The following is a 14,326-nucleotide window of genomic DNA, read 5'->3' as shown; positions in this document are numbered from 1 at the left end:
CTTGTCAGCGGCATCCTTCGATGTTCCGGGTGTCTGTTTCATCTTCGCTCCTTGGCGGCTTCGATGAACCAGAACCCTCCGTTGCTCAAACCCCTAAATCTCTCCGCGGGGTGCTGACGTCAGACAGTCTCGAACCCTTCAGGAAGATTCCTCCGCGTTATTTCAATGGCTGAAAGCAGACCTTGGCGCTCTTCACAAAGGGTTATCAGCGATTTGACCGCCTTATTTACATCTGGAAGGTCAACCGTGGACCAGGAAAAGAAATTCAGCTTTGTCTCATTCATGAATTTTTCTTTCGCGGCTTGAAGAACGTCCTCATGGTTCAGCGCCAATTCTTCCAGCAAAAGTTCAGGCGTATTTCCGAATGCGTCGAAAAGGTTGACGATCGCTCTCCGTAACTTGTCGAGTGAATCGGCCGCCGTTTCCCTCTTGCACAGGTTCTTTCGGATGTAATTATAGTTTGACAAAAAATGGTGTGCTTCTTCTTCCGCTTTGAACTTCTTGCAGTTCTTGAAGTGCGTTTTCAGGATTGGAACAAGGAGGTCGTACAAACCCCAATATTCTTCACTGGCGTATTTAAGGGGATGGTACACTCGGTTAGTGTTGCTGGTGGACATGTGCTTCTTGCTTTTTCGCTCTTTTTGACAGCTCATAGCATACTGTTTCCATCGCCGGCCGTAGGGCGTCAAGCGAGGGCTTCGTGTATCTCTGCCCAGTGATCGACAGAGGCGTGTGGTTGAGCAGTCTGCCGACGATCTCCTCAAGTACGCCTGCTTCCATTGCGACGGTGGCGAAGGTTCGGCGATGGGCGTGTGGGTTCCACTCCATTCGCGTCGGGTTGGTCAGACGTCCGTCCGGCCCCTTGGGCGATGGAAACACCCATTTGCGATGCAGACCGCGCATCGGTGCCAGGATCTCGTGATGGAGCTGCAGGAGCGGCAGATCGAAGCTTCGCCCATTCTTGGTCATGGGCAGGTGAATGTGGTTCTCGTGGACATGTTTCCACTCCAGCGTGAGCGCCTCGCTCTTTCGGAACCCGGTGAACAGGAGAAGTTCGTAGAAGACCGTGTGGATCGGGTTGCAGAGGGCGTCGATTGTCGACCGCCAGGCTTTCAGGTCTTCAATGATCTCGCCCTTCGGTTCCTCCGGATACCACTCGATCGCCATGGTCGGGCATTCCGGTAGATCATGGGTCCGGCGGGCATGGTTCCAGACCGTGCGAAAGTACTTGAGCGTATGATTGGCTGTCGAAGGTCGGTCGGCCAGCGACCGGTGCCGATCGACAACCTGCGACTTCGAGATCTCGTCCAGCGGCAGGCGCAGCCAGTCCTTCAGGTGTTTCTCGAACTGCTGTCGGAGGACCAGCCTGTGCGCCTCCGAGCGCAGCTTGGGGCGGGCGAGGTAGGCCTCCATCGCCGTTTCGAGGGTCGGCGCCCCGATCTGGATCTTCTTGCCGGCACCGCGGCCCCACTCCAGCGCGAAACCGAGCGCGGTCTGCCGGGCGGCCTGCGCAGAGATTACCGGATATCGGCCTATGAGAACTCGACGGGTCTGGCCGCCGACGTCCCGTTGGAAATACCAGGTCTTTGATCGTTTGCCGACGAACAGGACGAGGCCCTTCACCTCGTTGTCCCAGTGCTTCTCGGTGCCGGATTTTGCAGGTGGCAGCTTGCGGGCGAAGGTCTCGGTGAGCTTTGGCATTTTGTCGGAAATTTGTCGGACTTGGACTGAACATCGGGGAAACTCAGTCCAACACCTGGAACGTAATTTGTCAACAAATTGAATGACTAGGAATGTCTGTGACACATCAGGAATACTATACATCCTGCTTGGAAGGCTAAGGTCTTACCACTACACAACGCCCGCTCAGCGGATTACCACCTATGTCATGGCCGTTCCGGGGTCAAGTATTGGCTGAGGCTAGCAACAGAAGATGACGATGTCCAAATCGCAAGCCGTGATCATCGGGGTCGGTGACGGGTTGTCGGCGTCCCTGGCGCGGGAACTGATGATCGATCACGAACTCACTCTGGCAGCGCGCAGCGGAAACAGGATGCAGTCTGTGGCCGGGGAGACCGGCGCTCGCACCGTTTTGCTGGATGCAACGGATGAAGGCGCGGTTGCGGAACTCTTTGCCGAACTGCCGGAGGCTCCGAGGGTGGTCATCTACAACCCCTCCGCGCGTGTTCGCGGGCCAATCACCGAGTTGAGCCTCGATGATGTCCGGAGGGCCATCGAGATCACGGCAATCGGCGCCTTCCTGACAGGGAAGCATGCTGCCAGGCGGATGCTGGATGCCGAACCGATTGATGGGAAACGCGGGACCATCCTTTTCACGGGGGCTTCCGCCGGGGTGAAGGGCTTTCCCCAATCCGCTTCGTTCGCAATGGGCAAGTTCGCACAGCGCGGCCTGGCCGAGAGCATGGCCCGTGAACTTCACCCGAAGGGTATCCATGTGGCATGGATCAATATCGACGGCGGGATTCTCAATCCCGGCCGCATCGAGCCGGAGGACAACCCGGGTTCGATGCTCAGACCGGAAGCGATCGCGCGAACATATCGCCATCTGATCGAGCAGGACCGCAGTGCCTGGTCGAACGAGATGGCCGTGCGCCCCTGGGTCGAGCGGTTCTAGGAACTTGCCTCACTTCCCGCGAAACGCTTTCCTGAAAAACCACCGATGTGGCGGCCAAGGCGTGTTGAAGACGCCAGGTTGCGACACAGCTTCCATTTGCCGAAGGCTCTCGGCCCGTCGAAGTGGCCCTGCAGTGCGGACCCTGGATGATTTCTGCAGCATTGCCGACGGAGTGAGCGGATGACGCGCTCACTGCTGGACAATCAGAGTGCCCGCCGCCTGTTTCTGGACCGGCACCTGCTGTTGCGTCCGGGGTCGGGCCCCGGGAGAGATGATGATCTGGACGGCGTGCTTCACGAACTCGGCTTCGTCCAGATTGACAGCGTCAACACGCTCGCCCGCGCCCACGACCTGATCCTGTGGTCCCGCCGGGGCCGCTACCGACCGGAGGCGCTCGAACGCCTCGTCTCGCATCGCCGGACCGCGTTCGAACACTGGACACACGACGCAGCCGTCGTCCCGATGGAGTTCTACCCGATGTGGCGACTGAAGTTCGCTCGGGACGAGGCACGCATGCGTGCACGTTGGCCGGCGGCACGGCGCGAGGGGTGGGAGTCCGAAATCGACACCGTGCTTCGGCACATCGCCGACGAGGGCCCGGCATGTTCCAACGATCTCGGCGGCGGGGAGAAGAAGGGCTCGTCGGGTTGGTGGGACTGGCATCCGTCCAAGACGGCCCTGGAGTTCCTCTGGAGATCCGGCCGACTGGCGATCTGCCATCGCCGGGGCTTCCGGAAGTTCTATGACCTGACCGAGCGCGTCATCCCGGCAGAGCACCGCAACAGCCACAAGGACGACGGCGAGATCGTTGACTGGGCGATGTCGGAGGCGCTCAAGCGACTTGGTTTTGGCACGAGCGGAGAGATGGCGGCCTTCTTCGAGATCGTGACGCGGGACGAGGCGAGGGCCTGGTGTGCGAGGGCATTGTCTGCCGGCCACATCATCGAGACGGACATCGAGATGGCAGATGGCTCCCGTCGTCGCAGCTTCACGACCGAAACTGTGCTCGACACCATATCCTCGCTGCCGGACCCATCGTCCCGTGTGCGCCTTCTGTCGCCGTTTGACCCGGTGTTGCGGGACCGGGCACGCACCGAACGCCTGTTTGGTTTCCATTTCCGGATCGAGATCTTCGTGCCGGAAGCCAGGCGAAAGTACGGGTATTACATATTTCCCGTGCTGCAGGGCGACCGTGTGATCGGACGTCTCGACGCCAGGCGCACCGGCAATGTTCTCACCGTCAGCGCATTCTGGCCCGAACCCGGACTGCGGATGGGAAAGGGGCGGACTTCTGCCCTGATAGCCGAACTCGAGCGGGTCAGGAGCCTGGCCGGAGTTGAAGTTGTCGAGTTCTCAGATGACTGGTTGCAGGGGTGAACCCTATGTTGCGCATGTCTCTCTCCCTCTAATCGCCGTGTTGATCGGATCGAATGCAACCTGTCAGATGGGCGGGCTACATGCGACCGCCGCAAGGCGAAAGGCCGCGCGTGCGCCCGGTTTCTCTTGCTTTACGCATTAGCGATGGCGGCGACGATATAAGCTCTCAGCCATTCCAGCGCGTTGTCGTCGAGGCCGTAACCTATCTGACGTTCGCGCTGGTCGCTGGAGATGATCAGGTTCTTGTTCCCGAACTGACCGCGGTTGAGAACCCGGTTCAGGGTGCCATGGGTATCGCGATCGAGCGCGTCTTGAATGTGGATCCGTTCTATATCGGAAAGAGCGACGGAGAAATCCTTCCTCCGCGTCCCTTGCTTTGCCGGGTTCGTATAAGAGAGCTTTTTGCGCGTGATAGTGATCGTGCGGCGCGACTTCTCGTCCATCCAGTTAAGGGCGAAGGGAATGCCGATGAATATGGCCCCGGCCAGAACCGCGCCGAACTGAAATGTGTAGAGGCCGGTCACGATGCAAAGGCCGCCCACTCCATAGGATATCGGCTTGATCGCCCAAGGGTGTTCCGACGCGAGGATCTCGATCCGCAAGGCTTCAGCCCCTTCTTCGCCTGTGACCCGTTCGACGTGGAGCGTCTGAGGCGGCGGTCTGTCGTCCCAGTCCCGGCTGACCCGGCCCTCGGACGCGAGATCGGCGATCGACTTGTCGAGGTCGGCAACGGCCCGCGACTCCTCCTCGCCGCCGCGTGAATCGATTGCCGGCACGCCGAGTAGCGCAGCCAGACCTTCCCAGACATCGCGCACGTCGTCGCCAGTGGCCTGGCGTACGAGACGACTTGCCTCGCCTTGAAACCGCGAGGTGTCAGTCTCACCCGCCTTAGCGCTGGAAAACACCTCGCGCGCCAGCCTGAGTGAATCGAGCCGGTTCGCCCGCCCGCTTGCTCTGGCAAACAGTGGCACAATACGCGAAGGATCGGAGTGTACAAGCTCGAGCACGTGGCGCGGCTTGTCCTCCGCAGTGATCCTGCGGCGCCATCGGACACCTCGGAAGTTCGACAACGGTTCGCTCCAGCCGCTGCCGCGCCCGGAGGTCTGGCGCACCTCCTTATCTGTCACCTCGAACACCCGCGCAGCGCTCTTGGCGAACAGGCCGCGAAGTCCAACGATTACCCCAAGCGCCATGACAATCAGCGCAATGGATGGGACCATGCCTTCGCTGATGGCCAGCGCCATTGGGATGCCACCGGTCCAGATCAGTACCCCCACAAGAAGAATCATGGCACCGATCCCAATGAGGCCGAGCCTCGCCCGTCCTCCAGTGGCTACGCTCACCCGAAGCGGCAACTCGCCAGGCTCACTCAGCAGTTCCGCTCTGACGTCAAAACTGTCCGACATCGCTCCCCCCGGTGAGATATCCGCTCGACATTATGCCTTCACGCTAGTTGAAGCCGGCGCTGTGCGTCAAATCGGCCTGCGTGCTTGATGTGACGGAAGAGAATTGCATTCGTGGTCTGCAGTTACGACTGCCGTTCTGCGCGTAATGCCCGGATTGGGCTGATTGTGTTGAAAAACTCCACGTGCGCAAAATCGTGCTCAAAAACCAGTTCATCGTTCTCGGGAAGCCCGTCTCGCCAAACATGGTTTCCGGTTGAGCGCTTCTGCGGGAAGAATTTCTGTGAGATTGACCGACCTCGGTCAGATACTGAGTTTTTCAACACGGCAGCTCAGCGCAGCAAGCCGACCTGCTATATAGTTCGGTCTGAACAAGTCCGAAATCACTGAATTTGTGAAGGAAACGGGCGGTTCTGGTAGCGTGGAACGGCAGGGTTTCATAGGATTCATGCGGAAACCCTGCAATTTCGGATTGCCTGATGAAGCACCGCCCGCGTCCGCCCGAACAGGATGACCTTCTCCGTCCCAGGCTCGTCGACATGATCGACATGCGCCATGAGTTGGTGAAGCTGGCCGAACTCGTCGACTGGGACTGGTTCGATCACGAATGGAGCGGGTTCTTTCCGTCGAAAAGGGGGCGCCCGGCGACCGATCCTCGCCTTGTGGCCGGGCTGATGTATCTGCAGCATGCCTACGGGCTATCGGATGAGGCGGTCGTCGCACGCTGGGTCGAGAACCCGTATTTTCAACACTTCACCGGCGAGACGTTCTTTCAACACCATCCCCCGGTCGACCCGACATCGCTGGTCCGCTGGCGCAAGCGGATCGGTGAAGAGGGGGCCGAATGGCTTCTGACCAAGACGATCGAGGCTGGCCGGGAGTCCGGGGTGATCGACGACGGCAGCCTCTCGCGCGTGGCGGTGGACACCACCGTGATGGAAAAGAATATCGCCCACCCGACGGATGCCCGGCTCTACGACAAGGCCCGCCGGAAGCTGGTTGCCCTCGCCCGCGAAGGCGGGCTGGAGCTCCGGCAATCCTATGCCCGCAAGGGACCGCGGCTGGCCGCACAGGTCGGCCGATATGCCCATGCCCGCCAGTTCAAGCGCATGCGCAAGGCCCTGAGAACGCTGAAAGGCTACACCGGCCGCGTGCTCCGCGATATCCGCCGCCATCTGCGCGACGTGCCCGAGGGGCCGTATCGCGAGCGGCTCACGGAAATGCTGGCCCTGACTTCGCGGCTGCTCCATCAGGAACCGAAGGGTAGCGACAAGCTCTATGCCCTGCACGAAACCGCAGTCGATTGCATTTCCAAGGGCAAGGCGCGGGTGCGCTACGAATTCGGCTGCAAGGTCAGCCTCGCCACCACACTGGACAGGGGTTTCGTGGTGGGCATGCGGTCACTGCCGGGCAACCCTTACGACGGCCACACCCTCGACGAGGCGCTTGAGCAGGTCACGATCCTGACCGGCGCGGCGCCCAGGCTGGCAGTGGTCGATCGCGGCTATCGCGGACATGGCGTCACGAAGACCCGCGTGCTGATCTCCGGCACCCGCCGCGGCCTAACGCCAGCTCTGGCCAAACTCCTCCGGCGACGAAGCGCCATCGAGCCTGAAATCGGCCACATGAAAACTGATGGACGCCTCGCACGTTGCCCCCTGAAGGGGACCCAGGGAGATGCAATCTCCGCCGTGCTCTGCGGCTGCGGCCACAACATTCGCAAGATCCTCGCCCATCTCAGGGCTCTCTTGCTTCTGTTGCTCACCCTCAGCACGACCCAAGCCATCCGGCATTCCGATCACCGGCGCGACCTCGCAGCAGCCTGATCGGATTGTTCAGACCGAACTATATAAGAGAGCGCCCGGTCTCGCCCGGCGAAGCCACCGAGGGCAAGTTTGCCGACCTTGCGGTCATCTGAGAAAAACACTCAGATGGCTGGATTGGGAAACTGCTAACCGCTGGCAAATGTGGATTGCGATGATGATTGCCCCTATCTCCCGAGGTGCTTAGGTTAGGAGGAAAGAGCCTCAGCTGTAATTGGTCTGATCAATACGAAGCAATGCTAGTCAAAGTCCTTTCAGTAGCCGTGATGCTTCTTGCAACCGCGGTAGCATCTGTTGCGGAAAACCCCGAACGTGTTGCGATGGTCATCGGCAACTCCGCTTATGAACGGGTGCCGGCCCTCGATAATCCAATTAATGACGCCACCGATATTGCCGCATCGCTTGGTCGACTTGGGTTCGACGTCCAACTCGTCCTCAACGCTGATGATCGGCAGATGCGCCAGCAATTCCAAGAGTTTGCGCGTTTGGCCGAGACCGCAGAACTTTCTCTGGTGTACTTTGCGGGTCACGGGATCGAGGTGGACAAGGCCAACTACCTATTACCGGTGAATGCCGAACTACAAAGTGGGAAAGATGTTCAGCTCGAGGCTATTCCGCTTGATGTGGTAATGCGGGCGCTGGCGCCCTCCGATGGCGTCAAGATCGTTCTGGTGGATGCATGTCGTGACAATCCTTTCGCAGACCGACTTCGCGAAAGCGAAGGCACACGCTCCATCGGCACTGGCCTGGGTCGCGTAGACCCGATTGGAGGAGTTCTCGCGGGCGGCGTGCTGGTTGCCTACGCGGCACGCGAGGGAACGTTGGCCCTTGACGGGACCGGACGGAATTCACCGTATGCGCAGGCTTTGCTGGAGTATCTCGAGGAACCGGGCCTCGAAGTCAGCAAGTTGTTCCGAAAGGTGCGAGACCGGGTGTTTAACCTCACAAATGGCAGGCAGGAGCCTTTTACTTATGGGGCTTTGCCTGGAGAAGACATATACTTGGCGCCACTCAGTCCATCGTTTGGAGGGCCGAACTCGCGACGCAATGTTTCGCCGAGCATACCGTGGATGGAGATCGAGGCGCCCAGCGCCACTGCCAACATTGACAATATCCTAACCATGGCACAACGACGCCAAGTTCAGACGGCGTTGTTATACCTTGGCGAGAACCCCGGCCCATTAGATGGGCAGTTTGGCCCTAGTACCCGGCGGGCTATCGTTGCTGCACGCCTGACACTGGGGCTACCGCCAGCGAACCACGTTTCCAAACAGTTGTTAGACCGTTTGCCAAACGCACCGGCCATTGACGCGCTGAAAAGCTCCAAGGCACGCACCTACAAAGCTGACAAATTGCCCTCGAACATGGAGCCGCGGCTGGCCCGCATCTTTGAGACATTCTTCGAAAGAAAGATCGTGTTCGACTATTTCGAGGGTCGTCTATACGTCGCGGTCCTTGCGGTTCGAGCCGATTGGCATAGTTCGAGCCAAGCGGCGGCAAGCGCCGGCGGACATCTCGTCACCATTACGAGCGACAGAGAGAACCGCTTTGTGAAATCGCTTGTCTCAAGCGACCCAAATTTATTCTCAAAGCCTATCTACGGCAACGGATTGAGAGGCCCTTTGATTGGACTTTACAAGAGTGAGGCGGGCCTCTGGGGATGGGTGACCGGCGAACCTTTGAGTTATTTAGGTTGGGCCGCTGGTCAGCCGGACAACTTCAATGGGTGGGAGACCGTCGCGGCACTCCATATGGCGACCCAACAGTCGGCACCGGAATGGAACGACATAGCCGGCGTAGCGTCCGGCTTTGTCATAGAAATAGATTGACTTCATTTGGTGCTGCCCGAACAAATGCGTGTCGCCTAAAAGCGGACGCAATCAAGAAACTGCCCAACGCCTGCTAAGCGCAGTGAACCGTCGAAGGGGGAATCGAGAGTCGTTTAGTCGATCACAGCAGCTATGCGTATCGTTTCAATCGGACGTCACCCGTGCGATGAAGGCATCCGCTGCCGCACGAACTGGTGTATTCTCCGGGTTTCACATTCTTCGGAGTTTCGGCCGCCTAAACGGGAACACGGCGGTGTCGGACAAACGTAGACCCGTTTCAGAAATGGTTAGTTGCTCTGCCACAGCAGAGAAAGTTCTCATCGGTTTGACGGCCCCGATCGGACGAACAACCTCGCAGACGTGCCAAGGCATATAGATCCGTGCATGTCCCGGTTCCGATTGCTGGTCTCACGCTTCCTGCACTATAGTTAGAATATCATGTTATGCTCAGGCGGCCCGACTGCTCCAGATGAAGGCCTTCGCTCGAGATCCGAACCGAATTTGATGGCTATGAAAAAGACCGAAATTGCGCGACAGGGCAGAACCGGCCTCTCAACTCGGGAGAAATCGAGCCAGGGAGAGATCGACGCGTTCTTGCGGGATGCCAAGCACTTGGCACTCCCTGCAGGTACAACATCAGGACGGCTGATCTTTGCCCTTGATGCCACAATGAGCCGACAGCCCGCTTGGGACATGGCCTGCGGATTGCAGGGCGAGATGTTCTCGTCGGTCGCCGCCACTGGCAATCTTTCGGTCCAACTGGTCTACTTCCGCGGTCAACGCGAATGCCGTGCCTCCCGCTGGGTGGACAACGCTGAAAGCTTGCGCGCCGTAATGGAAAAGATCGATTGCCGAGGAGGCCTAACGCAAATCGCTAGGGTTCTGGCGCATGCCAAGAAGGAAGCCGAAAAGCAACGCTTGGCTGCGTTGGTCTACGTGGGCGATTCAATGGAAGAAAACACCGACGAATTGCTAGGGCTGGCCGGCGAACTGGGCCTGCGCGGCGTTAAGGCGTTTGTCTTCCATGACGGCCGCGACCCGGTGGCCGAATCCGCGTTTCGCCAGATCGCCCAACTGACCGGCGGCGCTTATCTCCCATTCGACAAGAACTCGGCCGCGGAATTGAGGGCGCTGCTCGTTGCCGTCGCCGCCTACGCGGCCGGCGGCCTCAAAGCTCTTGAAGCCATGGACAGCGACACGGCAAGACAGCTTCTGGCCGACATGCGCTGATGCAGCCGGTTCTGACGATCGCTACGGGCGCCGTTGCTTTTGCCACGACCGTGTGGATCGTTTATCGAGTGCTCCGCTCGGTATTCCCAACCGCTTCGCAGAGCTTTCTGGGAGTGGGACTGATCTCGGCTGCTATCTGGCTGTTGTTCTTTCGGCTGTTCGCCGTCTCCCTCTTTCTCCTCATTCTCGGCGCAGCCACGCTTGTGCCGAGAGATGCAGCAAAGCCTAGGCGGGCGTCGCCAAGGAAATCCCGGGTTCGCTCGGCGCATCTGGAAATGACTCTTGATCATGAAAGCGGAGATATCGATGGGCGGATCCTCTGCGGACCACGCGAAGGGCAGTTCCTCTCCGATCTGTTACTGCCGGAACTGTTGCAGCTTCTTTCAGAAATGCAAACAGACGAGCAGTCATTGAAGCTGTTGGAAACCTATCTCGATCGCGCCCAACCTGACTGGCGCGATCATGCGGACCGTAGCGCCGAAGAGAACGAAACCCCGCCACCCTTTGCAAACGACATGAGCCGGGAGGACGCGTACCGCGTATTGGGGCTCGAGCCGGGATCGACCGAGGACGATATCCGCGAGGCCTTTCGCCGTCTGATCAAGAGGCTGCATCCGGACAGTGGAGGCTCTGCAGTCTTGACGGCTCAGATCACCGCAGCAAGAGACCGCCTCCTTGGCGAACCGTAGGATGCGCAGCCTAGCCGCTTCGCTCTTGCTCATCCCATCGACATGGCACGCCCGGCGAACCCGCCCGTAAAGGTCGACAGCATACATCTCCCCCCTTAAGCTCGTTGCCTCAGGCGAAAGATGCGGAAATTTTCTCCGCGACGGTCAGAAAATCCGACCGTTTCCGCTGACCAGTTTGTCTCCGGGATTCACAAAGCGTGGCGGTGCTCGCCATTGCCGTCAACCTGGTGGAACTTGCCTGCTCGGCGGATCTGCCGGCGGTCTACACTCAGACCTTGGCCATGCACGATCTGTCGATGCCCGTGTACTACGGCTACTTGCTCCATTACCTGGAAGTGTTTCTGATGGACGACATCGTGTTTTTTGTTGCCGCGATGGTCACGCTTCGGGCCGCAGCCGGCACAGGCCGCTACTCGCAGATTTCGCATCTGATTGGCGGTGTCGTCCTGATGGGCCTTGGCGTCATATTGGTCCTAAGGCATTACCACCGGCGAAGTCGAGATTGTGCTTTCCGACTGGGCCGTGGCGCCGCTCTGGCTCACCTTGTTCTATCCTCCATACAACAAACTTCCACCGCTCGTGGCGACTTTCACGGACTTCTTCGAGACGTTCCTCAGGGAACAGGCACGCGAGTCCTTTGGGTGGCAATGAGGTAATCACTGGCGAACTCTGCGCTTTGGAATGAGGGTTCCTCCACGTTGGACCTCTGCAACGTGCAGACGGAGAGGTACGGCCGTTTCACCGGCAATATTGCCTGCGCAGCGTGGTTTCTTCCTACGGTTTTCGCGACTGCCTCTTCGGGAGCCGCCGTCGCCGGTTTGCATGCCCCGGCCGACGCCTCACTGCCCGGTACCGAGGAGGCTGCAAACAAGCGCTTGGCCGTAGATCTGGGAATTCCAGGGAATAATTCCCGCCGTATTGCGTATTTCCCTTGTCGGCATCGAGCTGGCTATGTTCCTGACAGGAGAAAGACATGACAAAACTGCTTTTCGCGACTGCTCTCGCAAGCCTTTCCTTCGCCTCCGCGGGGCTGGCGGACGATCACCTTTTCAACGGCGCCACCGCCGCCGGCGCGAGCGAGCGGGATTTTGGCAACCCGGTGGCGGGGAACCCTTCGGGCAAATCGGGTTCGGCCTCTGACCCTGGCACGGTGCCGGGCCTTGGCAATCCGAATGCTGGCGGCGACACGGGGACTCCCTCCTTCGATCCGGAGAGCCTCGCTGAACGTCTCGAAGGGCGCACCGGAAACTGACAACACCCCCCACCGCCTGAGCGCATTTCCGGCGCGCCCAAGGCGGTATCCTGGAGACGCCATGGCGCGCGACCTGTCGATCCTGATCACGGAGATCCCGCATCTTCGCCGCTATGCGTACGCGCTGACCGGCGAACGCGACTTTGCCGAAGATCTCGTGCAGAGCTGCCTGGAACGTGCCGTTGCCCGGTTCCACCAGTGGCAACCGGATCGCAGGCTGCGTCCATGGCTGTTCTCGATACTGCACAACCTCCATGCCGACACGCGGCGCCGATCACGCCCGAACGTACCGCTCCACGATGTCCCGGAGCTGCACGCTCACGAGGAAAGCGCCGAGGGTCGGGTCGACGCGCACAAGGTTTTGGAGGCGATCGACCGTCTGCCCAACGATCAGCGCGACGTCCTGATCCTCGTTGGGATTCACGAGTTGAGCTATGCCGAGGCGGCGACAGTTCTGGGTATTCCGCCCGGCACGCTGATGTCGCGGCTGCACCGTGCGAGGGGGCGGTTGCGCGAGGCGCTCGGACGGACGAAATCCCCCTCGTTCAGGCAGGTGCTGTAATGGTTTCGCAACACGACAATGACATGCAGGTAACCGTCGAGGACATTCACGCCTATATCGACGGGGAGCTTTCCGACCATGCGGCGGCGCTGGTTCGTGCCTATCTGCACGAGCACCCCGACGCAGCGGAAGTTGCCGCTGATTACGAGGCTATAAACGCCGCGATCCTGTCGCGTTCCGCCAGGGCCGATGCTTTGCCGGTGCCCGAAGAGCATATCAAGGCTGTGCGGGGCCGCAGGCGCGCGCCGCTGCTCGCGGCGTCGGTGGCCCTGATAGCAGCCGGCGCATCGGCGGGTTGGGTGGCGCATGGTATGTTTTCGCCGCAGACCAACGTGCTCGATAATCTCGCCCGCGAGACCGGTGCGAACTGGGTGACTTACGCGCCCGATGCGCGCCGCCCGGTCGAACTCGCGGCCGCGGACGCCGCGCAGCTTGCGGACTGGCTGACCAACCGGACCGGTCGAAGCGTTGCGGTGCCGATGCTCGACGATCAGGGCTTCACCTTTTTGGGCGGACGCCTTGTTGCTGGCGAAACCCGTCCGGCAGCAATGCTCATGTACCAGGATACAACCGGACGGCGTCTGGTGGTCTTGATGAGTCCCGAGTTTACAGGCGATGGCCCCACCGGCATGCACTTTCGCCGGCAGACGGAATCCGCTTCAGTGATTTGGGCCAACGGAAAAGAAGGCTTCGGCGTTGCAGGACCTTTCTCGGAGGAAGAACTCAGGCGCGCTGCGGTCGCGGTGCGCGACGGTTTCGCACTGTAGAGCCTGATCAACTTGACCGCACTAAGCCGGCCAATCCCGACAATCCCGGAGGGTCTTTTGGGGATGGCTATCGACGTCTGCCCGCGCCATGGGCGAGTATCGCACGTGCCGCAACCTTCGAGTGATCGAAATCCGAGGGCGGCGGTTGCCATCCCGCGAGATAGTCTTCGATCGGTGCATCGAGGTCGACGAGCTTCTCCTCGGTAAGATTATGCATCGCCCACGCGGTGACTGGTTTGGTAGCGGCGATGCCCAACCCAAATTCGGCCGCAACGCTGATACAGGCCACGCGAAGTCCTGCACGGGAAAAATGATCCCAAGCAAGCGCCGGATCGCGGAGAGAGGGGTGGCAGGCCAAGTTCCCTTATTGTAACACACAGAAAATAAACAAAAAAAGTGCGCCGGCGAAATATCGAGGCCAAAGATGCCGATCCCGTCGGCTTTGACACGCGAGAACCAAGCTTGGCGGGAAAAAAATTCTGCGCGTGTGGGGAGAGACGGGTCTGCGGGCCAAGGGCTCTGGATTATTGTCCTACCCCCTATTCAGTATCGCCCTCCATGGCATGCAATGAATGGCTTGTGGGACGCAGTACCGCCGCGAAGGTCACCCGGACGCCCCACCCCCCTCTATCTGTCAACGGCGGTGCGATTTCCTGCCAGAGGGCAGCACAAAATCCGGCCAGTTCCAGCGTGATCGGCGCCCCGGCAGACGCGCTCCCTATGTAGCTGGCGGTTGCCGGGGCGCCTTGGTCCGCGAGG

The 14,326-nt window shown here is 59.9% G+C and carries 14 protein-coding genes; 10 read left to right on the top strand and 4 right to left on the bottom strand.

Features of this window, described 5'->3' with window-relative positions; genetic code table 11:
* Window positions 1–119: 119 nt before the first annotated feature.
* Both EU800_RS24220 and EU800_RS24215 read right to left on the bottom strand, forming a co-directional pair.
* Window positions 120–617 (bottom strand): hypothetical protein, encoded by a 498-nt coding sequence (locus EU800_RS24220; protein ID WP_129636066.1) that lies wholly within the window; start codon window positions 615–617, stop codon window positions 120–122.
* Complete coding sequence (locus tag EU800_RS24215) at window positions 598–1,701, bottom strand: integrase family protein (protein WP_129636065.1); 1,104 nt, start codon at window positions 1,699–1,701, stop codon at window positions 598–600. The genes EU800_RS24220 and EU800_RS24215 overlap by 20 nt, the downstream gene beginning before the upstream one ends.
* Window positions 1,702–1,939: 238 nt before the next feature.
* On the opposite strand from EU800_RS24215, the gene EU800_RS24210 reads away from it, so the two are divergent.
* Both EU800_RS24210 and EU800_RS24205 read left to right on the top strand, forming a co-directional pair.
* Window positions 1,940–2,635: an SDR family NAD(P)-dependent oxidoreductase gene (locus tag EU800_RS24210; protein ID WP_207209995.1), complete on the top strand. Its 696-nt coding sequence runs from the start codon at window positions 1,940–1,942 to the stop codon at window positions 2,633–2,635.
* 180 nt (window positions 2,636–2,815) lie between these two features.
* Window positions 2,816–4,012 carry a winged helix-turn-helix domain-containing protein gene (locus EU800_RS24205; protein ID WP_129636063.1) on the top strand — a complete coding sequence of 399 codons (1,197 nt, stop codon included), beginning with the start codon at window positions 2,816–2,818 and terminating at the stop codon, window positions 4,010–4,012.
* A gap of 131 nt (window positions 4,013–4,143) precedes the next feature.
* Here the strand turns inward: EU800_RS24205 and EU800_RS24200 are convergent, their stop codons facing one another.
* On the bottom strand, window positions 4,144–5,301 hold the full coding sequence (locus tag EU800_RS24200) for a hypothetical protein (RefSeq protein ID WP_129636062.1): 1,158 nt from the start codon (window positions 5,299–5,301) through the stop codon (window positions 4,144–4,146).
* 593 nt (window positions 5,302–5,894) lie between these two features.
* On the opposite strand from EU800_RS24200, the gene EU800_RS24195 reads away from it, so the two are divergent.
* From EU800_RS24195 to EU800_RS24160, 8 genes are all read left to right on the top strand, one after another.
* Entirely contained in the window at window positions 5,895–7,241 is a 1,347-nt protein-coding gene (locus EU800_RS24195) for an IS5 family transposase (RefSeq protein ID WP_129636061.1), read from the top strand.
* 263 nt (window positions 7,242–7,504) lie between these two features.
* Window positions 7,505–9,067: a caspase family protein gene (locus tag EU800_RS24190; protein WP_165354829.1), complete on the top strand. Its 1,563-nt coding sequence runs from the start codon at window positions 7,505–7,507 to the stop codon at window positions 9,065–9,067.
* Between the two features lie 510 nt (window positions 9,068–9,577).
* A complete protein-coding gene (locus EU800_RS24185) occupies window positions 9,578–10,297 on the top strand; it encodes a VWA domain-containing protein (protein WP_207209994.1) in 720 nt (239 codons plus the stop codon).
* Entirely contained in the window at window positions 10,297–10,986 is a 690-nt protein-coding gene (locus EU800_RS24180; RefSeq protein ID WP_129636058.1) for a DnaJ domain-containing protein, read from the top strand. Before EU800_RS24185 ends, EU800_RS24180 begins: the two co-directional genes overlap by 1 nt.
* Window positions 10,987–11,183: 197 nt before the next feature.
* On the top strand, window positions 11,184–11,642 hold the full coding sequence (locus tag EU800_RS24175) for a hypothetical protein (protein WP_129636057.1): 459 nt from the start codon (window positions 11,184–11,186) through the stop codon (window positions 11,640–11,642).
* Between the two features lie 317 nt (window positions 11,643–11,959).
* Window positions 11,960–12,238 (top strand): hypothetical protein, encoded by a 279-nt coding sequence (locus EU800_RS24170; RefSeq protein WP_129636056.1) that lies wholly within the window; start codon window positions 11,960–11,962, stop codon window positions 12,236–12,238.
* A 61-nt stretch (window positions 12,239–12,299) separates the two neighbouring features.
* Window positions 12,300–12,800, top strand: coding sequence for an RNA polymerase sigma factor (locus EU800_RS24165; protein ID WP_129636055.1), 501 nt, complete (start codon window positions 12,300–12,302; stop codon window positions 12,798–12,800).
* A 23-nt stretch (window positions 12,801–12,823) separates the two neighbouring features.
* The gene (locus tag EU800_RS24160) at window positions 12,824–13,567 is read left to right on the top strand and encodes an anti-sigma factor (RefSeq protein WP_129636054.1); all 744 of its coding nucleotides are present in this window, start codon (window positions 12,824–12,826) and stop codon (window positions 13,565–13,567) included.
* A 67-nt stretch (window positions 13,568–13,634) separates the two neighbouring features.
* Here the strand turns inward: EU800_RS24160 and EU800_RS24155 are convergent, their stop codons facing one another.
* Complete coding sequence (locus EU800_RS24155; protein ID WP_165354828.1) at window positions 13,635–13,856, bottom strand: serine hydrolase; 222 nt, start codon at window positions 13,854–13,856, stop codon at window positions 13,635–13,637.
* Window positions 13,857–14,326: the final 470 nt, after the last annotated feature.

Source organism: Tropicimonas sp. IMCC6043, assembly GCF_004146235.1.
GTDB lineage: Bacteria > Pseudomonadota > Alphaproteobacteria > Rhodobacterales > Rhodobacteraceae > Tropicimonas.
This window is presented reverse-complemented; position numbering and strand designations above follow the sequence as displayed.

Coding starts and splice junctions, on each gene's coding strand:
- EU800_RS24220 (WP_129636066.1), bottom strand. CDS start 617: ATGTCCACCAGCAACACTAACCGAGTGTACCATCCCCTTAAATACGCC.
- EU800_RS24215 (WP_129636065.1), bottom strand. CDS start 1,701: ATGCCAAAGCTCACCGAGACCTTCGCCCGCAAGCTGCCACCTGCAAAA.
- EU800_RS24210 (WP_207209995.1), top strand. CDS start 1,940: ATGTCCAAATCGCAAGCCGTGATCATCGGGGTCGGTGACGGGTTGTCG.
- EU800_RS24205 (WP_129636063.1), top strand. CDS start 2,816: ATGACGCGCTCACTGCTGGACAATCAGAGTGCCCGCCGCCTGTTTCTG.
- EU800_RS24200 (WP_129636062.1), bottom strand. CDS start 5,301: ATGATTCTTCTTGTGGGGGTACTGATCTGGACCGGTGGCATCCCAATG.
- EU800_RS24195 (WP_129636061.1), top strand. CDS start 5,895: ATGAAGCACCGCCCGCGTCCGCCCGAACAGGATGACCTTCTCCGTCCC.
- EU800_RS24190 (WP_165354829.1), top strand. CDS start 7,505: ATGCTTCTTGCAACCGCGGTAGCATCTGTTGCGGAAAACCCCGAACGT.
- EU800_RS24185 (WP_207209994.1), top strand. CDS start 9,578: ATGAAAAAGACCGAAATTGCGCGACAGGGCAGAACCGGCCTCTCAACT.
- EU800_RS24180 (WP_129636058.1), top strand. CDS start 10,297: ATGCAGCCGGTTCTGACGATCGCTACGGGCGCCGTTGCTTTTGCCACG.
- EU800_RS24170 (WP_129636056.1), top strand. CDS start 11,960: ATGACAAAACTGCTTTTCGCGACTGCTCTCGCAAGCCTTTCCTTCGCC.
- EU800_RS24165 (WP_129636055.1), top strand. CDS start 12,300: ATGGCGCGCGACCTGTCGATCCTGATCACGGAGATCCCGCATCTTCGC.
- EU800_RS24160 (WP_129636054.1), top strand. CDS start 12,824: ATGCAGGTAACCGTCGAGGACATTCACGCCTATATCGACGGGGAGCTT.